The organism is Agromyces sp. Root1464 (assembly GCF_001427265.1).
Lineage (GTDB): Bacteria > Actinomycetota > Actinomycetes > Actinomycetales > Microbacteriaceae > Agromyces > Agromyces fucosus.
Genome location: NZ_LMFU01000002.1, coordinates 1,443,407 through 1,464,804, shown reverse-complemented (window position 1 = coordinate 1,464,804; position 21,398 = coordinate 1,443,407). Strand labels below are relative to the sequence as shown.

General features: G+C 69.0%; 18 protein-coding genes. 16 read left to right on the top strand and 2 right to left on the bottom strand.

Translation table 11 applies throughout. From position 1 onward, the window contains the following. Positions 1–67: 67 nt before the first annotated feature. From ASD23_RS12430 to ASD23_RS12380, 11 genes are all read left to right on the top strand, one after another. Positions 68–1,147 (top strand): hypothetical protein, encoded by a 1,080-nt coding sequence (locus ASD23_RS12430; RefSeq protein ID WP_056010952.1) that lies wholly within the window; start codon positions 68–70, stop codon positions 1,145–1,147. Between the two features lie 40 nt (positions 1,148–1,187). Beyond that, positions 1,188–5,528 (top strand): FtsK/SpoIIIE domain-containing protein, encoded by a 4,341-nt coding sequence (locus ASD23_RS12425; RefSeq protein WP_056010948.1) that lies wholly within the window; start codon positions 1,188–1,190, stop codon positions 5,526–5,528. A gap of 82 nt (positions 5,529–5,610) precedes the next feature. Further along, entirely contained in the window at positions 5,611–6,231 is a 621-nt protein-coding gene (locus ASD23_RS18870) for an FHA domain-containing protein (protein WP_056010945.1), read from the top strand. A gap of 188 nt (positions 6,232–6,419) precedes the next feature. Next, on the top strand, positions 6,420–6,713 hold the full coding sequence (locus ASD23_RS18865; protein ID WP_056010942.1) for a WXG100 family type VII secretion target: 294 nt from the start codon (positions 6,420–6,422) through the stop codon (positions 6,711–6,713). A 71-nt stretch (positions 6,714–6,784) separates the two neighbouring features. After that, on the top strand, positions 6,785–7,480 hold the full coding sequence (locus ASD23_RS12410; protein WP_056010939.1) for a WXG100 family type VII secretion target: 696 nt from the start codon (positions 6,785–6,787) through the stop codon (positions 7,478–7,480). Beyond that, complete coding sequence (locus ASD23_RS12405) at positions 7,473–7,781, top strand: hypothetical protein (RefSeq protein ID WP_056010936.1); 309 nt, start codon at positions 7,473–7,475, stop codon at positions 7,779–7,781. The genes ASD23_RS12410 and ASD23_RS12405 overlap by 8 nt, the downstream gene beginning before the upstream one ends. A gap of 7 nt (positions 7,782–7,788) precedes the next feature. Beyond that, complete coding sequence (locus ASD23_RS12400) at positions 7,789–13,158, top strand: toxin glutamine deamidase domain-containing protein (protein WP_056010933.1); 5,370 nt, start codon at positions 7,789–7,791, stop codon at positions 13,156–13,158. Between the two features lie 14 nt (positions 13,159–13,172). Beyond that, complete coding sequence (locus ASD23_RS12395) at positions 13,173–13,463, top strand: hypothetical protein (RefSeq protein WP_056010930.1); 291 nt, start codon at positions 13,173–13,175, stop codon at positions 13,461–13,463. 66 nt (positions 13,464–13,529) lie between these two features. Then, positions 13,530–13,910, top strand: coding sequence for a hypothetical protein (locus ASD23_RS12390; RefSeq protein ID WP_056010927.1), 381 nt, complete (start codon positions 13,530–13,532; stop codon positions 13,908–13,910). 141 nt (positions 13,911–14,051) lie between these two features. After that, complete coding sequence (locus tag ASD23_RS12385; protein WP_056010924.1) at positions 14,052–14,927, top strand: T6SS immunity protein Tdi1 domain-containing protein; 876 nt, start codon at positions 14,052–14,054, stop codon at positions 14,925–14,927. Then, positions 14,924–15,262, top strand: a complete 339-nt coding sequence (locus ASD23_RS12380; RefSeq protein ID WP_056010922.1) for a hypothetical protein — start codon at positions 14,924–14,926, stop codon at positions 15,260–15,262. Before ASD23_RS12385 ends, ASD23_RS12380 begins: the two co-directional genes overlap by 4 nt. Positions 15,263–15,305: 43 nt before the next feature. On the opposite strand, the gene ASD23_RS12375 is transcribed toward ASD23_RS12380, so the two are convergent. Together ASD23_RS12375 and ASD23_RS12370 are read right to left on the bottom strand one after the other, a co-directional pair. Next, positions 15,306–15,938: a hypothetical protein gene (locus ASD23_RS12375; RefSeq protein ID WP_056010919.1), complete on the bottom strand. Its 633-nt coding sequence runs from the start codon at positions 15,936–15,938 to the stop codon at positions 15,306–15,308. After that, complete coding sequence (locus tag ASD23_RS12370; protein ID WP_056010916.1) at positions 15,925–16,668, bottom strand: hypothetical protein; 744 nt, start codon at positions 16,666–16,668, stop codon at positions 15,925–15,927. The genes ASD23_RS12375 and ASD23_RS12370 overlap by 14 nt, the downstream gene beginning before the upstream one ends. A 103-nt stretch (positions 16,669–16,771) precedes the next feature. On the opposite strand from ASD23_RS12370, the gene ASD23_RS12365 reads away from it, so the two are divergent. From ASD23_RS12365 to fusA, 5 genes are all read left to right on the top strand, one after another. Beyond that, positions 16,772–17,251: a DUF6121 family protein gene (locus ASD23_RS12365; protein WP_056010911.1), complete on the top strand. Its 480-nt coding sequence runs from the start codon at positions 16,772–16,774 to the stop codon at positions 17,249–17,251. A gap of 69 nt (positions 17,252–17,320) precedes the next feature. Then, positions 17,321–17,968, top strand: coding sequence for a hypothetical protein (locus ASD23_RS12360; RefSeq protein ID WP_056013135.1), 648 nt, complete (start codon positions 17,321–17,323; stop codon positions 17,966–17,968). A 273-nt stretch (positions 17,969–18,241) separates the two neighbouring features. Beyond that, on the top strand, positions 18,242–18,616 hold the full coding sequence (rpsL, locus tag ASD23_RS12355; RefSeq protein WP_022893888.1) for a 30S ribosomal protein S12: 375 nt from the start codon (positions 18,242–18,244) through the stop codon (positions 18,614–18,616). Further along, on the top strand, positions 18,616–19,086 hold the full coding sequence (rpsG, locus tag ASD23_RS12350; protein WP_056010907.1) for a 30S ribosomal protein S7: 471 nt from the start codon (positions 18,616–18,618) through the stop codon (positions 19,084–19,086). Before rpsL ends, rpsG begins: the two co-directional genes overlap by 1 nt. Before the next feature lie 145 nt (positions 19,087–19,231). Further along, positions 19,232–21,346 carry an elongation factor G gene (fusA, locus tag ASD23_RS12345; protein WP_056010904.1) on the top strand — a complete coding sequence of 705 codons (2,115 nt, stop codon included), beginning with the start codon at positions 19,232–19,234 and terminating at the stop codon, positions 21,344–21,346. The last annotated feature ends 52 nt before the right edge of the window (positions 21,347–21,398 follow it).

Genomic DNA, 21,398 nt, shown 5'->3' with positions numbered 1-21,398 from the left:
GAACGCCGGGGCACGGATCGTGCACGACGACGGGAGAGCAGTGGGCAGAGCGAGCGGCCGTCGGGCCGTGACGGCTTCTCTCGCGCTCGCGTGCGCCCTCGCGGCCTGGTCGGCGGCGGCGCCGGTGCATGCCGATGAAGGCACGGATGCCGCGGCTCCCGGTTCGGCGTCGGGTCCGACGGCGATCTCGGTGCCCTACCTCGGCTCGGCTGCGATCGAGCCGGGCGAGGGCTGGTCGATCACGGACTGCGCGGGACCCAGCGCCGCGACGGCGCTCGTGGTGGCGTGCGAGCCCACGAAGATCACCCTGAGCGCGCCGAGCTACGATCCCGACGCCGGCGTCGTGACCGTGCCGGTGCCGCTCTCGAACGGGCGCACCTCGATGACCGTCGACTACTCCGTGTCGCTCGCGCCGCCCGAACCGCCCACGGTCGCCGAGAGCGCGTACGGCTTCCCGGTCGCCGCGGGTTCGACCGTCATGCTGCCGTTCAGCGACCTGGGCATCGCGTGCGCGGTCTGCGTGAACGGCGGAGCCTTCGACGTCGTCGAGGTGCGGCCGTCCTCCGCCGGCACGGCTGCGTCGAACGGCACCCACCTCGTCTTCCGGCCGTCGGAGCGGTTCGAGGGCGCCGCCGAGATCGTCGTTCGCTACGCCGACGACTTCGGCACCTGGTCGGCCGATGCCGCGATCACCGTTCCGGTCTACTCGCCGCGGAACCGCCTGGTCGCGACGAGCGTGTTCGTCGGGCTCTCCGACGCGCCGCAGAACATCGACCTGCTGCCGCTGGCCTTCCGTTTCGGGGGAGGCAATGCCGAGGTCAGCCTCGTCGGTTGCGGCTCGGCCGTGCACGGCACCGTGGTCTGCGCACCCGACGGTTCGGCCGTCTACGCTCCGAGCAGCGCCGCAGTCGATCAGTTCAGCTACCACGTCGTGTCCGCCGACGGCGAGCACGCCACCGGCTCGGTGACCCTCGTCGCGGATGCTCCGCCCGAGCCGTCGCTCGTGCCGGGTTCGGCGACGCAGGGCGATGATGGCGTACCGTCGAAGATCGTTCCGCGCGTGCCGGTCGACGGCGACGCATCCGGTCCGCGTGGCGGGATCTTCGCGTCGCTCATCGAGACGTTCGACCGGGCCGGTGTGCGATGACGACGATGGCGGGGCGGACCGCGACAGAGAGGTGTGCAGCATGAGCGTTCGACTGACGATCGGCGAGCCGGTCGCGGCGGGCAAGCCGGCATCGTGGCTCCTGAAGGTCGATGAGGCGACGACCGTCGGAGAGGTCGCGGAGTCGCTCGGCGTCGTGCCGAGCGTGCTCGACCCCCACGCGGGCACGGCGACCCCGCTGGCCGAGTCGGCGCTCCTGTCGGGGTCGACCGTTCCGGTCGCGGGCTCGCCGCTGCTCTCGCCGGGTACCCTCCGCCTCGAGGTCGTGGGCGGCCCGTTCGCGGGCGAGAGCGTGCCGATCCAACGCGGCGCGACGATCACGATCGGCACCGCGGCATCCGCTGGACTGACCATCGCCGACCCCGCGCTCGCGCCGCAGCACGCCGCCCTCGCGTTGAACGCGGCGGCGACGCTCGAGAACGGTCGGCCCGCTCCGCTCGCGGCGACCCTGGCGCCGGCGGTCGCGGGCGCGCCGATCTGGGTGAACGGCGAGCCGATCGACGGCGAGGTCGCGCTCGTGCCGGCCGACCTGTTCCAGATCGGCAGCAGCATGTTCCGCATCGGCATGGCCCCGGGCTCCGACGCGGACCTCACGCGCGACGCGCTCGGCGGTCGCGGGTTCAACCGTCCGTCGCGCATCGAGCCCTCGCAGGCGCAGCCGGTCGTGCAGTTGCCCGGCGACAAGCCCGAAGACCCCGACCAGTCGCCGATGCCGTGGCTGTCCGCGATCATCCCGGTCGTGCTGGGCGTCACGATGGCGATCGTGTTCGCGCGTCCCATCATGCTGCTCATGGCGGCGGCAAGCCCCATCATGGTCGTCGGCTCCTTCATCGCGAACCGGAAGCTCGCGAAGAAGAAGGGGCTGAAGACCGAGAAGCAGTGGATCGAGGAGATCAAGGTCGCCGAGCGCCGCATCAGCGACCTCGCTCGGATGCAGCGACTCCAGGGCTGGTATCGCATGCCCGACCCGGTCGTGATCGCGGACATCGCGCTGCGACCCCTCTCGAGGCTGTGGGAGCGACGCAAGTCCGACGCCGACGCCCTGCAGCTCCGCGTGGGCGTGACGGAGGTCACCCTCGACGTGCGCTTCGAGGGCGGTGGCAAGGACCGTTCCGCGCCGGCCCGGGTCGGCGTCACGCCCGAGCCGGTCGCGGCCGATCTGCGGTCGGGCGTCGTCGGTATCGCCGGGCCCTCCGACGCCGTGCGCAACCTGGCTCGCGCGATGGTCACCTCGTTCGCCACGCTGCGCTCGCCGCGCGACGCCGAACTCGTCGTGATCTGCGATGCCGCGGCCGACGCCGAATGGGCGTGGACCCAATGGCTTCCGCATGTCCAGGCGAGCGGTTCGGTCACCGCGATGATCGGCAACACCGACGACAGCCGCCGCGAGCGACTCCGCGAGGCCGCCGTCACGCTCGAGACCCGCATGCGCCTGTCGGGCCAGCGAGGCGCCGTCGTCCCGACCGACATCCTCATCGTCGTCGACGGCATCCGCGAGTACCGCATGCTTCCCGGCATGGTGCCGCTCCTCGAGCACGGCGCTGCGCACGGCATCCACATCATCGCGCTCGACTCCGAACGCGCTCGACTGCCCGAGGAGGCCGCGAGCGTCGTGGTCGTCGACCCGACGGACCCGTCGATCGGCCGGTTCGAGACCGGCAAGGAGTACTTCCCGACGGTGCTGCTCGACGGCGTCTCCCTGAGCGCCGCCGAGCGGATCGCCCGCAGCCTCTGCTCCATCCAGCACGTCAGCGGAGTCGGCGACGACGCCATGCTCCCCACGAGCGTGCGAATGGTCGACCTGCTGAAGATCGATCTCGACGACCCCGCGCCCATCATGCAGCGCTGGACGAAGCAGCCCCGGAACACCTTCGTCGTGGTCGGCGCCAACGCCGACGGCGAGTTCGCGCTCGACATCTCGCGCGACGGCCCGCACGCGCTCGTCGCCGGCACGACGGGTTCGGGCAAGTCCGAGTTCCTGCAGGCGCTCGTCGTGAGCCTCGCGATGGCGAACCGTCCCGACGCGCTGAACTTCGTGCTCGTCGACTACAAGGGCGGTTCCGCGTTCGCCGACTGCGAGCGCCTGCCGCACACGGTCGGCATGGTCACGAACCTCGACGCGCGCGAGACGGAGCGCGCACTCGCCTCGCTCGATGCCGAGCTGAAGCGGCGTGAACGCGTGCTCAGGGACATGAACGCGAAGGACGTCGAGGGTGCCTGGGCGAAGGACGCCGACACCGCGGCCAAGCGAGGTCTCGCCCGGCTCATGATCGTGATCGACGAGTTCGCCGAGCTGAAGACCGAGCTGCCCGAGTTCATCGACGGACTTGTGCGCATCGCTCGCGTCGGCCGTTCGCTCGGTGTGAACCTCGTGCTCGCCACGCAGCGTCCGTCCGGCGTCGTCACGCCCGAGATGCAGTCGAACATCAGCCTGCGGGTCGCGCTGCGCGTCACCGACCGGGCCGACTCCTCCGACATCCTCGGATCCGGCGAGGCGGCGCTCATCAGCTCGTCCACTCCGGGTCGGGGCTTCGTGCGGCTCGGTCCGTCCGCGGCGCCGGCCGGCTTCCAGACCGCCCGGGTCGCCGGCATCCGGCCGGGCGTGCAGCGTGCGGTCAAGTCGCTGCCGCCGAAGGCTCCGCTCGAGTGGGAGTCGCTCGGCTTCCCCGCGCGGTACCCGAGCGCCGGGCCCACGCACGCCGCCAACACCGATCACGACGACACCGACCTGCGAGCCCTCGTCGACGTGATCACGCTCGCCACGCAGCAGATGGGCATCGCGAAGAACCCGTCGCCGTGGCTGCTGCCGTTGCCCGCCGTGCTCCCGCTCGAGCGTTTCGCCGACCAGCAGGTCGCGCGCACGTCGCTCGTGCTCGGCCTCGAGGACGTGCCGGGGGAGCAGTCGCAGCGGAGCCTCACGTGGGACATCGCGAACGGCTCCCACGTGCTGTTCATCGGCGGCTCGATGTCGGGCCGCACGACCGCACTGCGAACGATGCTCGCCCAGACGGTGCAGCAGTTCTCTCCAGCCGACCTGCACCTCTACGTCATCGACTTCGGCAACGGCGCCCTGCTTCCGCTCGCCGACGCCCCGCACTGCGGCGCCGTCGTGACGCAACTGGACGCCGACCGGCTGCCGCGACTCGTGCAGCGGCTGCTCGAGGAGCTCACGAGCAGGCAGTCGATCCTCTCGGCGGCCGGCGTCGGCCACATCAACGAGCAGCGCGCGCAGGCCGGAGTCGCCGACGCGCTGCCGTACGCCGTCATCGCCCTCGACGGGTGGGAGCGGATGCTCTCGACCATGAACGCCGACCAGCTCATCGCCTTCCGCGACCAGTTCATGCGCGTGCTGCGCGAGGGACCGGCGGTCGGTGTGCGCGTGCTGATCACCGGCGACCGGTCGATCTCCGGTGACAAGGTCAGCTCGTTCATCGACGAGCAGTACGTGCTGCCGCTCCGCGACATCAGCGACTACCGCACCGCCGGCATCATGGCGAAGGACATCCCGCTCGACCTGCCGCCGGGCCGTGTGCTCTTCGGGGCTGCGGGCACCGAAGCGCAACTCGCCGTGCTCGCACGGGACACGAGCGGCGAGGCCCAGACCACGGCGCTGCGCCGGGTCGTCGAGCAGGTCCGCGATCACTTCGACCAGTATCCGCAGCTCGCGGAGCTCGCCCAGCCGTTCCGGGTCGACCCGCTGCCCAACTACATGGCGCTCACCGCAGCGTACGAGCTGCCGCTCGGCGACTCGGGACCGGCCGACGGGCCGGTGGTCGCCGTCGGCGGCGACCACCTGTCGCGATTCACGCTGGACTGGCCGGCCGAGGGCGGCTTCATCGTCACCGGCGGTCGCAAGTCGGGTCGTTCCTCGACGCTGGCCGCCCTGCTGCACCAGCTCGCATGGCGCAAGGAGCCGCTGCTCGTGGTCTCGGCGCGGCCGTCCGTGCTGACCGAGGTCGCCGCCGGGCACTCGGTTCCCGTCATCTCGGCAGGCGACACCACGCCGGCCCAGCTCGACGAGATCCTCGATGCCCTCGGCGAGCGGGCCACGATCGTGGTCGATGACGCCGAGAACTGGAAGAACGCACCGATCGAGCATTCGCTGGTCGGGGTCAAGCACCGGGCCTCGTTCGTCGTCGCCGCCGACGCGGAGTCCGTCTCCACGCTGTTCGGCGGCCCGTTCGTCGAAGCGAAGAAGGCGCGCCGCGCGCTCGTCCTGCGCCCCGAGTCCGCCGTCATGGGCACCCAGGCGATCGGCAGTCCGATCCCGAAGTTCATGCTCGGACGCGGATCCGCCGGTGGCGGGGTCTTCACGACCTCCGCCGGATGGATGCCGGTGAGGGTGCCCGACATCCGCCAGTGACCGGAGCATCCGTCCGTCGCCGTACACTGGATGCCGGACCCCGGGGCGAACGCCCCGATCGTCGACGAAGGGAAGTTCGCCCGTGGCCTCCACGCGTTGCGTCTACTGCGATGCGACCCTGCAGCCGAACAGCATGTTCTGTCTGGAGTGCGGGCAGCTGATCCCGCAGTCGGCCAAGCCGCCGGTGCCCGCGCAGTTCTCTCCCGGCGCGTCGCCGGCAGCTGCCGCGCCGCAGCAGAAGGCTCCCACCGCCGTGTCGGCGGTCGAGCCCGTGCCGCTTCCCGGCACCCTCCCGTGGCAGCAGCGCGGCACCGCGCAGCCCGAGGCGCCCGCCGCGGAGCCCGCGGCGGCCGTCGAGGTCCGGCCGCACCTGACCCGCGCCGAACTCGTCTTCTCGACCGGGCAGCGCGTCCGCATCTCCGGCAACGCCGTCATCGGGCGCAAGCCGGCCCAGACGGCGCAGGCGACCGGTGCGCAGGCGATCGAGGTCGAAGACGACACCCGGTCGATGTCGCGGGTGCATCTCTTCCTCGAGCTGAACGACGGCGTACTGGTGGTCGGCGACGCGGGGTCGAGCAACGGCTCCGGAGTGCAGCGCGATGGCGTGCTCGTCCCGCTCGAGAGCGGCGGCACGAAGGTGGAGGTCGGTCCGGGCGACACCGTCTGGGTCGGCGACGTGAACTTCGTCATCCACGCCGCCTGAGGCGGATCGCTGCCGCTGCCGCGTCTCCGGGGCGGGAGACCTTCCGCACCGCCCATGGGGAGTGCTCCCCATGGGCTCATCGCCGATCGCCCGGTAACGTACAGGTGTCGGGTCGTCAGAGCATCCAAGAGCGGATGCCTCGGCCCACGTGCGAACCGAACGTTCCTGTTGATCCCACGGAGGAAACCATGGCGGAAATCCGCGTCACTTCTGACTCGCTGGCCGGCGTCGCCGGGCAGCTCTCGAGCGGCTCGCAGTCGATCGAGTCCCAGCTCTCGAACCTGAAGTCCCTCGTCGAGGGCCTGATCTCGGGCGACTGGTCGGGCACCGCATCGCAGAGCTTCAACGAGCTCTACTCGCAGTGGGACCAGGCCGGTCTGCAGCTCAAGGAGTCCCTCCAGGGCATCAGCGACCTGCTCAACCAGGCTGCGCTGTCGTACGAAGACAGCGAGAACGCGATCGCCGGCACCTTCAACGGCTGACGAACCCCATTCTCAGGTGCCGACGCGATCTGCGCGTCGGCGCTTGAGTCGTTCACCCCTCAGGAGCTCGCATGGTCTATTTCAAGGTACGCGCCGACTCGCTCAGCGAGGTGGCAGCGCTCATCGGAAACGTCATCGTCGCGTTCGACGCGAACGTTGCGGCGGTCGACAGCACTGTCGGGAGAACCGTCGATGCGACCTGGGTCGGTGAAGACGCCGACAAGTTCGGTGAGAACTGGGCCTCGTTCGTCGCGATGTCCGGGCAGGTGCGCCTCGCGCTCACCGGCCTGCAGCAGGGCCTGATCTCCGCCGACAGCTCCTACACCCGAACGGAATCGGGCGTGGGCGGCAGCTTCAAGGGCGGTCGGCAGGGCCTCGTCGCCGTCAAGAACGCGTCCGGCGGGCTCGGCTCGCGGGTGGCGTCGGGCGAGGAGAAGGCCGAGGACATGGCCGAGTTCTTCGGTCGCGACTACGCCGGCGACAACGAGGTCGAGCAGTTCGGCGGGGGCATGCTCGGTCCGCGCAAGACCGGCGGCCAAGCCACTGGGGGCGGCTCCGGCGACACCGACGGCGACGGCGACGACGACTCGATCGGCACGGGCGTGTTCCGCCTGGGCGCCGACGGCGAGCCCGCCGTGGCCCCCGATTCGATTCAGGCGTTCTCCGAATCCGGCGAGACGCCCGCGGCGAGTGCCGCCGACCCCGGCACGCCGGCCGCGTCCACCACCGACGCGGGCACCGATCACGACGGAGAAGACCGTGGCTGAACAGCAGGCAGACGTCTCCGAACTGCAGGCGCTGATGCAGACGATGAGTGAACTCGTCGCCTACTGCGGGGCGTTGAAGCAGGGCGCGAGCGGATTCGCGTACATGCTCCCGAACGAATGGCAGGGACCGGCCATGCAGGCGTTCCTCGGTTCGTTCGAGGCCTGGGCCGTCGGTGCGACCACCCTCGAGGGTGTCGCGGAGTCGCTTCGCGCACAGGTCGAGACCTCGCACAACTCGTACTCGAAGACGATCGAGCAGCTGACGACCTCGTGGTCGAGCCTCGAAGCAGAACTGGGATAGGGACCTCATGTCGGACAACGTGAAACTCGATCCTGCACGTCTCGTGCAAGACGGCCAAGAGCTCTTCGGCATCGCCAAGTCGCTCGACACGGCGATCTCGGTGCTGAACAGCAGCCTCGGGAGCAGCGGCGGCATGGCCGGCGACGACAACGCCGCCGAGGAGTTCTGCCAGGGGAGCGAGGGCTACGACGCCCTCGCGGGGCCGTCGATCGACGGCGTCCGCTCCTTCTCCAACGGTCTCCGCATCCTTGACGCGGCGTTGAACAACACCGCTCGTGCGTACGATGCCGCACAGAAGCCGGGCGCGGGTCTCGACCCGGCATCGGCCTCGCCCTCGGCCGAAGAGGCCACCATCGACCACGCGAAGTCGAACCCGCCCGATGCCCTGGGTGCTGGTTGGCCCGGCGCGCTCGGCGAGTTCCAGGAGTTTCTCGAGTGGGGCCTCCAGCAGCTCGGCGTCGTGATTCCCACGGGTGACGAAGACAAGCTCCAGAACGCCTCCGAGGCGTGGGGGGAGTTCGCCCAGAGCATCCGCAGCGCGCGCAGCCAGGTCTCGTCGAGCATGACCAACGTCGGCGCGATGACCTTCCCCCAGTCGGGGTCGGTGCTGAGCTGCCGCCAGGGCATCACCACCGGTCTCCAGAGCATGATCACCTCGGCCGAGGGCATGCGGGACTGGATCGCGGACTTCCGCACGCAGCTGCGTGCGATGCGCGAAGAGCTTGGCTGGTTCCTCAAGCAGATGGCGATCGAGATCGCCGCGGAGCTCGCCATCGGCGGCCTGCTCACGGTCGTCACCGCGGGTATCGGCGCCCTCGCGACCGCTGCCAAGGTCACCACGACGGTGATGCGCTGGTGCGTCAAGATCGCGAAGCTCATCGACCGCCTCAAGGACTTCCTCAAGGGCATCCGCGGCATCAAGGGCGCCCTCGTGCGCGGCGGCCTCCGCGCCGCCAAGGAGGGTCTGCAGGCCGGTCTCGCGAGCGCCATCTCGACGACGGTCGTCAACAGCGCACGATCAGACGAGAAGGACTACAAGGCGCAAGACGTCGGTACGGCCTTCATCTCGGCGTTCGCCGGAGGCGCAGTGGCGTCGCCTGCGTCGCGGCTCCTCGGTGGCAGCGGCGGGCCCGGCTTCCGGCCCGGCGTGCGCCAGATCTCCGGCGAGGCGGGTGCGGGCGCGATCGACGGTCTCGCGAGCTCCGCCGTCGAGTCCGGCATCACGGGCAACGACTTCAACCCCATCTCGGCGATGGTGCTCGGCTCCCTCATGGGTGGAGGCCTCACCGCCGGCGGCCGCGGCCTCAGCGCTGCACTCGGCAACGGGTCCGGCACGTCCACTGCGTCGCCGGGCACGAACACGGGCGTCAACCCGTCGACCGACGGCACGCCGACTCCCGGATCGGGCAACTCCTCGTCGAACTCGAACAGCAGCGGCGGCACGAGCGTCGACACCGACTCCTCTGGCATCCCGACGCCGGGCTCCGGCGATGGCGGCTCGAACACGTCCGGAGACGGCGCGCCGATCGACCTGGGCGATGGCGGTCCCTCGACCGGCGGTTCGCCTGACGGTGGTACTCCCGACGCCGGTACTTCGGATGCTGGCACTCCGGATGCTGGTACGCCTGACGCTGGTACTCCGGATGCGGGTACGCCCGACGCAGGTACTCCGGATGCTGGCACTCCGGATGCTGGTACGCCTGACGCTGGTACTCCGGATGCTGGTACCCCGGATGCGGGTACTCCTGACGCTGGTACTCCGGATGCCGGGACTCCTGACGCTGGTACTCCGGATGCGGGTACTCCTGACGCTGGTACTCCGGATGCGGGTACTCCTGACGCTGGTACCCCGGATGCCGGGACTCCTGACGCTGGTACTCCGGATGCCGGTACTCCTGACGCCGGCACGCCGGATGCGGGTACTCCGGATGCTGGTACCCCGGATGCCGGTACTCCTGACGCCGGCACGCCGGATGCGGGTACTCCGGATGCTGGTACCCCGGATGCCGGTACTCCTGACGCCGGCACGCCCGACGCCGGTACGCCCGAGGTGGACGCGGATGGCGCTCCTCAGGGCGGCGCTGCCGCCGCGCAGGGCGCCGCGACCTCGACCTCGAACTCGACGAGCTCGTCGAGCAGCGATGCCGATGGCTCCGAGCTGGGTCCGAACGAGGCCGACGCCGATGGTGCAACGCCCGAGGAGTCGTCTGTCGACGCTCCTGAGCCCGCATCCGACGAGGGTGTCGATCTGAGCGACCTCTCGCCCGAGGCGGCGACCGCCATGGCCGGTGCCGGCGCGGCGGCGGCAGCAGGCCTGCTGATGCGCCCAACCCTGCCCGGCTCGGCAGCGGCGAACGGTTCGCCGGCCGCCCCCGGAAGCACCACGCCCACGAGCGGGACCCCCGATGGGTCCGCCCCCACCGTACCGACAGGCGGCACGGGGCCGAACGGTTCGTCGCCCGACGGTTCGACGCCTGATGGTTCGACGCCCGATGGCGCAGGTGCCGACGGCACGAGCGGCGACGGATCCGACGGTGGTTCGCCCGACGCCGATGCGACACCGCAGCAGTCGACGCGCACGGAAGCGGAGATCCGCCAGGCCCTTACCGAGATCAACCCGAACTTCGACCCGCACAACCCGGCGAACGGGTACGCGACGAACTGCGGCAACACCTCCGCGATCCTCAACGACTTCCTGAACGGCGACTCGACGTCGGAGGCACCCACGGGCACCCTCGACGTGCCCGAGATGGAGGCGCGCACCGGCCTGCCCCAGACGCCGATGACGCCGCAGCAGATCGCCGATTCGCTCACGGCGATGGGCCCCGGATCGCACTGCGTGGTCGGCATCGACCGGTCCAGCGGCGATGGCCACTGGTTCAACGCGTTCTTCGACGGCGATCAGGTGTGGACACTCGACGCGCAGACCGGCGACATGTCGCCGTGGCCGCCGAACGAGCCCACGGCCACCAACTGGGATGCCTCGATCACCCCCGAGAACGTCGCTCCGGCGGCTCCCTCGAGCACGACTCCAGCGGCACCGTCGACGGCTCCCGACGGATCGACGCCGACGACGGTTGCGCCGGGTTCGACCCCGGACGGTTCGACCGCTGATGGCACGACTCCCGATGGCACCGCCCCCGACGGCGACCGATCGGCCGGTTCCACCTACCAGAGCAAGGCGACCGTCGATCCCGACCATGCCTCCGACGGTTCGCAGGGAGCGGGAACGACGTTCAACGGGTACGCCATCCCCGAATTGACCCCAGAGATCCGACAGCAGCTCAACGACCTGGCGGGGAAGACCGATTCTCCGATCATCCGCAACGCCGACGGCTCGTTCTCATTGCGCGAGCCGATCGACGTCAGCAGTTTCGAGCTGACCAACGACAACCACGACTGGGCGGAGTTCCAGCGTCAGGTGGGTCTGCAGCAACAGGGCCTCAACAACCTCACGATCGCCGAATGGCGCCACAACGTGAACTTCTACGACAGCAACAAGCGTGTCGCCTTCGCTGAGCAGAAGGCCGAGAACAAGCTGCTGAAGGGGTCTGGCGTGAACATGGCGGGTCAGGCCGTGCTGCACGGCCCCGACCAGGTCGCGGGCGGTCGCGCGGATCGCTTCGACGGTGGAGGCTCGCTCGGTATCAACAGCTCCATGGGCCGTCAATGGCAGGATCGCATCGTCGAACTGAGCGATGGCGTTCGCGACGCCGCCGCATCGGTGCCTGCGGCACTGCGGCCCCACGTCCACCTGAAGGTCGAGCTCGGCGCCACCAACGTTCGTGACGGCGGCCCGGCCGCGACCCAGGCGACCCTGAACGCTGCCCGGCCGATCACCTCGGGGAGCACGGTCGCCGCAACACCCACCGCTCCGGCGTCACCCACCGCTCCGGCAACACCCACCGCTCCGGCGTCGCCCACCACTCCGGCATCGCCGACGACGCGGGCCGGAGCCGGATCGGGAGCCGTGACGCAAGTACCGACTCCCGATGGCGCGGCGGACAGCTCGGCGCCGGCGGACGCTGCAACGCCGGCCTCTCCTGCGGCCGACAGTCCAACCAGTCCCGGTGATTCCAACGGGGAGTCCGAGGCGTCGACGACGGATCCGGCCGATTCGAGCATCACGCCTTCGCAGGACTCGTCGGATCCGACTGATTCGACAGAGCCTTCCGATTCCGCGGAGGTGTCCACCCCTGAGGACGTTGCCGAGCCGAATCCTGCCGAGTCCGACGCTGCCGAGTCCGACGCGGCCGAGCCCGATCCAGCTGCCGAGTCCGACGCGGCCGAGCCCGATCCGGCCGCCGAGTCGGAGCTCTCCCCAGCTGAGTCGCAGACGTCTGACACTGCACCCGCGAGCGGAGATGCCGCCGCCGATGCCACGTCAGGCACCGACGGTGCGTCGACGCCGGAGCAGCCGCCCGTGCCCGAGACCATGTTCCACCCTCTCCTCGACGCGCACTTCGACCGCCTGAATGCCCCTGAGACGCCGGCGCTGTCGATCCGCCTCGTCAACGAGATGGGTCTCTGGGCCGATCCCGGGCGATTCGGCAACAACTGCCACTACGTGGTCAACGCGCTCGAGTTGCGCGCTCGCGGCTACGACGTGATCGCCAGTCCGACCGTCCAGAGCGTCGTGGTCAATCAGCAGACCGGCGCCTTCGACAATGCCTTCGAAGGTCGGTTCCTGCCCGCGATCGCCGCCGACTGGGTGCAGGTCGACGGCACCCGCCGTGACTTCGACAACCTCAGCGACTTCGACGGCGACACGCCTGCGCAGGCATTGGACGCGCTGACCAGTTCGTGGCCCGAGGGTGGCCGTGGCTTCATCGCGGGGTACTGGCGTGATGGTGGCGGGCACATCTTCTCGATCACGAGGGACGCTGACGGAGTCCGGCTCTCAGATGGACAGGTGAACGACGCCGACGTCTCCGAGTATCTCGGCGACATGTTCTTCGACGAGCGATCGTCAGCGCCATGGAAGGACATCTCGGTGATCCGGGTCGACGACCTCGTCCCGACCTCCGAAGTGCTGAAGACGTCGAAGCCGCGCCGAGAGGACGAGTATCAACTGTTGGTGGAATGGGGCAGCAATCCGGCCATGCCGGATCGCCCGCAGGTGATGATCGATCGCGAGCGCGCCGCGAACGACCGCTGGCAGGCGCGCAATGACGAGTTGATCGCCGAACGCGTCAAGATCCGCGATGATCCCGACGCCGACATGGCCGATCGTCAGCGCGCAGCCGACGAGGTGTGGATCCTCGAGGACCAGAACCGACGACTGGCTGAGGGAGCGAGTCGGTTCGAACTCGAAGTGAACCCGCCCCCGCCCCCGCCGCAGACCCAGCCCCAGACAACGGGCTCGGGCGAGAACTGAGAGAGACTGGGAAGATGGTGACGATCCAGGAAGCACGAACCCTGCTCGAGCAGTTCTTCGCCGCGCACCCCCCGGCGGTGTCGGGCGAGCTCTACATCGCGCCCGAATGGTACGAGGATGCCTCCGACTACCTGCCGGTCTGGGGAGCACGTGAGTTCCTCGTCGAGGGGCGGGAAGCGTTCGCGCGTTGGGACAACCGGGTGATCTTCATCAACAAGGAGACCGGCGAGGTTCACGAGGGGCTGCGCAACCTTCATGCCAAGAAGGTCAGGGCGATGACTCCGGTGGCGGCTCCAGCCGGCTGATGCTCCAGCTCCGCGCCGGGTAGAGTTCTCGAACGACCCGATCATCGGCACGGCACGGGAGAGAAGATGACCGTCTCGGACAACCACGGACTCGATCGCTTTCTGGCATCGGTGCAGAAGCTGACCCCAGCCGACTTCACCGAGGTGAGCGAGCGTGCACTCGCGACGGGTGCATCCGCTCGCACCTCGGCGCGGAAGGCTGCGAAGCTCTCGGCGGCGGAACGCAGTGCGCTCGACAAGCGCGTCCGCGATGCGTTCGTTCCGATGCATGAGCAACTCGAAGCCGACCCGAGCGCGGATCTCCACGACGCGATCATGGATACGATGACCGCTGCGCTCGGTGTCGTGCAGCGGACGAAACTCTCCGAAGAACAGTACGAGACGCTCATCCGACCGTTCCTCGCCGTGGGGGCGGACGTCCCGATCTGGGGTTCCGACCCCGTTTGAGCCTCACGATGAGGTCGGCGTGAACGCCGTCTTTGCGACAGGATGGGGAGCGCTCCCCATCGCCCGGCGGCTCGATCTGTGGTGTCGTGGAAGCCTTCGCCGCGTGGAGCGCCGTGCGAAGCCTGCTGAGGAAGGACCGGAATGACCACGTTCAACACGTTCACCCAGGTGGCGCCGATCGGCGAGGAGACCATCGCCCGGTTCGCCGGGCAGGTTCCCGCCGAGATCGTCGACCTGTGGCGGCGTCAGGGTGCCGGATTCGTCGGCGCCGACGGGTTCTTCCGCGTCGTCGATCCGGATCGCGCGGCACAGATGCTCGACGGCGTCTTCGCCATGCCCGACGGCTCGACCGTGCTGTTCACGACGGCCCTCGGCGACGTCGTCTTCCACGCCGGTGGCGCGTTCTTCGTCGTGAAGTTCCGCTTCGGTGCGATCGACGTGGCACAGGGCGTCCCCTTTGACGACGTCGTCTCCCTCATCGAAGACGAGCGTCACCGCGACGTCGTGTGGCAGTGGCAGCCGTATCCGGCCGCGCGCGACCGCGACGGTGTTCCGGCGTTCGAGCAGTGCTTCGGATTCGTGCCGCTGCTCGCCCTCGGCGGTCCGAACGACGCGGAGCACCTCCAGCTCGGCGGACTCTACGAGCACATCGCCCTCATCACGCAACTCGCCGGTCAGCCGCGAGTGCGCGGCGCACTGCCGCTTCCGACGAACGGCGCGCCCACGGCGGCCCCGGATGCCGCAGCAGACCGTGACCGCCTCATCGAGGTCGCCCGAGGGCTCTTCGACAAGCTCACGGAGGCGCCGAACCTCAACATCATCGACCTGCCCGACGGTCTCGGCATCTGCGCAGTCCACGCCGTGCGCGGCGGCGGCAAGATCTACGTCGCGCCCGATGAGTCCGTGTTGTTCGTCGCCTCCGCGATGGACTTCGACGCCGGGCTCGCCGCCTTCCGGTCGGGGGAGCGCACGCCGCACGTCATGTTCGAACGTCGGGACGGCGGGGCCACCTCGTGAGCTCGGTGCTCGAACAGCGCTGCGAACGACTGCGCCAGCCGGTGACCGAGCTCGTCGCGGTGAGCATCTCCGCGACCCTCCGCCCGCAGGACCTGCCCGAGTTGCGGGCGGCCATCGCCGACGTGCAGGCGATCCTCGGCGAAGACACCTCCGAGATTCCGCCCGGCGCCTTCCTCGACTGGTTGCCGACGGCGCTGCGCAACCTCCAGCGCATGGACGAAGCGGTCGCCGGCGGCGATGCAGCCACGTCGTACGCGATCCTGACCGACAAGGTCGACGGATTCATCCGCCTCACCGACGGCTGCGCCGGATTCCCGGGGTGGTCGGCGACCTGAACCCGGATGGCGTCGCCACCGGTGCGGGTCGGCAGCCGCGCCGTCAGCCGCGGAGGAACGGATCGAGGAATCCGTTGACGATCGTCTGGCTGGCGCGGGCGCCGTAGTTGTCGACCGTGACCTGGCTGATCGCCGCATAGGCGTTCTCGCGCAGCACGACGGGCGGCAGCGGCTGCCAGCCGTTGCCCGATCGCGCGACGACGGTCACGTAGGCCACCGAATCCCTCGGTGCCAGCCAGATGCCGAAGGTGACCTGTCCGCTCTTGGCCGCGGGCACCGGAAGGTACACGCGCGGGTCGCCGGTGCGGAACCGCTCGAGCAGCGCGGCGGCGTCCTGCGGGGCGACGTGCGCGTAGGCGTTGACGCTCTGCTTCACCCGGGAGCCCGTCGCGACGCGTTCCCAGCGGTACGACCAGGCCGTCAACCAGACGATGCCGCCGATGAGCGCGGCGGCGCTGAACAGCACGAGCGCGGGCGCCACGAGACCGCGCAGTGCCGAACGCCGTCCTTCGTAGTCCGACGACATCGCGACGATGGCGTCGTACTGCGTGAGCGAGACGACGAGCCCGAGGAGCCCGGCGACGATGAACGCCGCGGCGGTGATCATGAGTCCGCGCGAGCGCACCCGTCGCAGTTCGCCGGTGAGGGTGGCCAGAGGGCGTTCAAGCTGTTCCATGGGTGCCTTCCTCATTCGAGACCGGCCATTTGCGGTCGATCATCGGTCCCTTCCAGTCGAAGTATCCGAAGACGGAGGTGAACGCACCCGTCGGCACGCCGCGGCGCGTCGCCTCGTCGACGAGGACCTTGGCCGATCGGTGCGCGGCCGAGTCCTCGATCACGGCGTCGAGCATGAGGGGGATCAGCCCGCGCCGCACACCGTCGAACTCGTCGAACAGCGTCACGCGGTCGGCGCCGGGATCGCCCCCGAACGCGCGCTTCAGCGCCGCCCCGTCGCGGACGGCGATCTCGCAGAGCAGTGTGCCGTTCCCGGCCTTGAGTGCCGCGGTCGCGAGCGGGCCCGACAGCGGGAGTCGTTGCATCCGAGCCGAGCGCGCACGGTCGTCGAGGATGCCCACGAAGACCATCTCGTGCCAGGGGATGAACGGAGCGCCCGCCAGGCGCACGCCGGCGTCGGTGATCGTCAGCGCCACGTCGACGTCCGTCACGAGGAGCATGAGCGCCCGTCGCCGGCGGAGCGCCATGACGGTCGAGATCAGACAAGCCCCCGCGCCGAGGGCGGCGACGGTGACCGTGAACCAACCCATGCCCGACGTGACGGCGAAGACGAGGCCGGCGGTGATGAGGCATCCGGCCACGATGCTGACGAGGATGATGCCGGAGTTCCAGCGGCCGACGGTGTCGACCTTGGCACGATCGACGGATGCCTCGAGGATCGGCGTGACCATCGTCACCCTTTCGCGGTCTGATCGGGCCGACGCTCGGCTCCCGGGGAGTCAGCCTACCTTTCGGGAGCCGCGCCCACCCGGCTCACGGCGTACGCTCGACGTCATGGACCCGCGCCGAACGGCATGGATCGTGGCCGCCTTCGCGGCAGCACTCGATCTCGCCCTCGTCGTCTGCGCGTACGGGTTCGTGAGCCTCCTCACGGGTGTCGAGGTCGTCGTCGACCCCGAGGCCGGACTCTTCGTGGCACCGGCCGCGATCGGGGCATCCGTCATCGCCCTGCTGCTCACCCTCGCCGTCACGCTCCGACGACCGGACCGCATCTGGTCGAGCGTCGTGCTCTCGGCGGTCTGGACCTGGCTCGCGTTCGTCGTCGTGTCCGTCATCGGCTACGCCATCGCGAGCGAGGGCAGCACCCTGATCGCGGCGCTGCTGTTCGGTCTCGGATTCGGCATCGGATGGTTCGGCCTGCTCATCCCGGCCCTCGCAGCGGTCACGGCGTCGTTCGCCGTGCTCGTCGCTCGCGGTCGAGACTCCGGAATGGAACGCCCGAAGTGGCCGTGGGAGCGCGATGACGACGAGTGAAGGGTGTCGCCGCGCCATCCGCTCGCGGTTCCGTGACGCAGAACGCGCGCTCGCAGTATCGTGAACCTGATGCAGGGTTCGATCGAGGCGCGCGTGAGCCACGAGGTCGACCGGTGGCTGGCATGGCTGCCCCGGTGGCGACCCGGCACGCATCGCGCCCGCGTGCGTCTCTGCACGCGTTGCTTCGGCTCGCCGATCCTCGCCGCCGCCGGCCTCGACGTCGACGTGCCGCACCCGGTCCAGCATGCCTTCTCGATGCGCATGAAGGGGGTCATCGACCTCGCGGTCGACGACTACACGGCGCGGAACCTCCCGATGCTGCACCGCGAGATCAGGCTCGCCGAGGAGCGCAAGGCCCGCCGGCCGTACCGCGCGGGCGAGGGTCTCGAACCCGAGTTCCTCGGGCTCGACGTCGACCCCGAGCCGGTGCCCGACCAGCCGTTCCTGTTCACGCTGTCGGGCCTCGAGGCCGATACCGCGGCCGAGGCCGCCGAGCCCGCCCCTCGCCCGTTCACGCCTGAAGAGAAGGAAGCGCTCCGCGAGGAGGTCCGCCTCGCGGACGACTTCGCGAAGCAGCTCGGCCGCCGCATCTGCGTCGAGCTCGCCCAGCACCGCTACCGCATCGGCAACGCCGTCGAGCGCCTCGTCGAGCCGCAGATCGAGGATCTGCTCGCCGATCTCGACCGCGAGCTCGACTCGCCCGGATGGCCGAGCTGACGGGCCGCAGGGGAGTCGGCGGCCCCGCTGCATCCGCCGCCATTTGACCGCGAGGTTACGGCGCATTACCATTGATCGGGTGTGCGCGTTGTCGCGCGCTCGAATCGTGCCTGCAAGACCGGCGCGAGGCGGGCCGAGAGAAGTCGCACACGTCGGGCGATTCGCCCCCACGGCATACCCACCAACCAAGGCGCTGCAACTCTGCGGTGCCGGTGGGTCGTGATGTGAATTCCATCAAACGCTGTCACCGTGCAGCACCAACAAGGAGAAGCAGTGCCAACCATTCAGCAGTTGGTCCGCAAGGGCCGCTCGCCGAAGGTCACCAAGACCAAGGCCCCCGCCCTCAAGGCGAACCCCCAGCAGCGCGGCGTGTGCACGCGTGTGTACACCACCACCCCGAAGAAGCCGAACTCCGCGCTCCGCAAGGTCGCTCGTGTGAAGCTCTCCAACGGCACCGAGGTCACCGCCTACATCCCCGGTGAGGGCCACAACCTCCAGGAGCACTCGATGGTGCTCATCCGCGGTGGTCGTGTCAAGGACCTCCCCGGTGTGCGCTACAAGATCGTCCGCGGCGCGCTCGACACGCAGGCCGTGAAGAACCGCAAGCAGGGCCGCAGCAAGTACGGCGCGAAGATGGAGAAGAAGTAATGCCTCGTAAGGGACCCGCTCCGAAGCGCCCCGTCGTCGCCGACCCCGTCTACGGGTCGCCCGTCGTCAGCCAGCTCGTCAACAAGATCCTCGTCGACGGCAAGAAGGACCTCGCGCAGCGCATCGTCTACGAAGCGCTCTCGAACGTCGCCGAGAAGAACGGCCAGGACGCCGTCGCCACCCTGAAGAAGGCGCTCGACAACGTGCGCCCGACCCTCGAGGTGCGTTCGCGTCGCGTCGGCGGATCGACCTACCAGGTCCCCGTCGAGGTCAAGCCCCACCGCGCCAACACCCTGGCCCTCCGCTGGCTCACCAGCTACGCCAAGGCTCGTCGCGAGAAGACGATGACCGAGCGTCTCACCAACGAGATCCTCGACGCATCGAACGGCCTGGGTGCCGCGGTCAAGCGCCGCGAAGACACCCACAAGATGGCCGAGTCGAACCGCGCCTTCGCCCACTACCGCTGGTAGCAGGCCGAGCGGATGCCTCCGATCGCGGCTGGCATTCGTTCGGGCCCACTACTTCTGGTAGCAGGCCGAGCGGATGCCGCGGCAGCACGCGGCGGCATCCGCTCACCTCACACCTTTCGTTCCTGAACATCCCGGAGGAACCCTCGTGGCACAAGACGTGCTCACCGACCTGAACAAGGTCCGCAACATCGGCATCATGGCGCACATCGATGCCGGCAAGACCACCACGACCGAGCGCATCCTGTTCTACACGGGCGTCAACCACAAGATCGGCGAGACCCACGACGGCGCCTCGACGACCGACTGGATGGAGCAGGAGAAGGAACGCGGCATCACGATCACGTCGGCCGCCGTGACCTGCTACTGGAACAAGAACCAGATCAACATCATCGACACCCCCGGCCACGTGGACTTCACGGTCGAGGTCGAGCGCTCGCTCCGTGTGCTCGACGGTGCGGTCGCCGTCTTCGACGGCAAGGAGGGCGTCGAGCCCCAGTCCGAGACCGTCTGGCGCCAGGCCGACAAGTACGACGTGCCCCGCATCTGCTTCGTCAACAAGATGGACAAGCTCGGCGCCGACTTCTACTTCACGGTCGACACCATCATCAGCCGACTGGGCGCCAAGCCCCTCGTGCTGCAGCTCCCGATCGGTTCGGAGTCGAACTTCGAAGGCGTCGTCGACCTGGTCGAGATGCGTGCACTCACGTGGCGCGGCGACGCAAAGGGTGACGTCAAGATGGGCGCCGAGTACGCCATCGAGGAGATCCCCGCCGACCTCGTCGACAAGGCCGCCGAGTACCGCACCGCGCTGCTCGAGGCCGTCGCCGAGACCGACGACGCGCTCATGGAGAAGTACTTCGGCGGCGAAGAGCTGACCGTGGCCGAGATCAAGGCCGCGATCCGCAAGCTCACCGTCAACTCCGAGATCTACCCCGTGCTCTGCGGTTCGGCGTTCAAGAACCGCGGCGTGCAGCCGATGCTCGACGCCGTCATCGACTACCTCCCCTCGCCGCTCGACGTGCCCGCCATCGAGGCGCACGACGCTCGCGACGAAGAGAAGGTCGTCATGCGTCACGCCGACGCCACGGAGCCCTTCACGGCTCTCGCGTTCAAGGTCGCGGTGCACCCGTTCTTCGGTCGCCTCACCTACGTGCGCGTCTACTCCGGTCGCCTCGACAGCGGCGCCCAGGTCGTCAACTCGACCAAGGGCAAGAAGGAGCGCATCGGCAAGATCTTCCAGATGCACGCCAACAAGGAGATCCCGATCGACTCGGTGACCGCCGGCAACATCTACGCGGTGATCGGCCTGAAGGACACCACCACCGGTGACACCCTCTGCGACCCGAACAACCAGGTCGTCCTCGAGTCGATGACCTTCCCCGAGCCTGTCATCGAGGTCGCCATCGAGCCGAAGACCAAGGCCGACCAGGAGAAGCTCGGCACGGCGATCCAGAAGCTCGCCGAAGAGGACCCGACCTTCCGCACCGAGCAGAACCAGGAGACCGGTCAGACGGTCATCAAGGGAATGGGCGAGCTCCACCTCGACATCCTGGTCGACCGCATGAAGCGCGAGTTCAACGTCGAGGCCAACGTGGGCAAGCCCCAGGTCGCGTACCGCGAGACGATCAAGCGCGCGGTCGAGAAGCACGACTACACCCACAAGAAGCAGACCGGTGGTTCCGGCCAGTTCGCGAAGATCCAGTTCGCGATCGAGCCGCTCGAGATCGAAGGCGACAAGATCTACGAGTTCGAGAACAAGGTCACCGGTGGCCGCATCCCGCGCGAGTACATCCCCTCGATCGATGCCGGCTTCCGCGATGCCATGCAGTACGGCATCCTCGCCGGGTACCCGATGGTCGGCGTCAAGGCGTCGATCCTCGACGGTGCCGCCCACGACGTCGACTCCTCGGAGATGGCGTTCAAGATCGCCGGCTCGATGGGCTTCAAGGAAGCCGCTCGCAAGGCGAACCCCGTCCTGCTCGAACCGCTGATGTCCGTCGAAGTCCGTACTCCCGAGGAGTACATGGGCGACGTCATCGGCGACCTGAACTCGCGTCGCGGTCAGATCCAGTCCATGGAGGATGCTGCAGGCGTGAAGGTCGTGCGTGCGCACGTCCCGCTCTCGGAGATGTTCGGTTACATCGGCGACCTTCGGTCGAAGACCTCTGGTCGCGCGGTGTACTCGATGGAGTTCCAGAGCTACGCGGAGGTCCCGAAGGCTGTGGCCGACGAGATCGTCCAGAAGAACAAGGGCGAATAGTCCGATACGCACGAACCTTCCGGTTCGCGTAACATATCAACACAACCCCCGT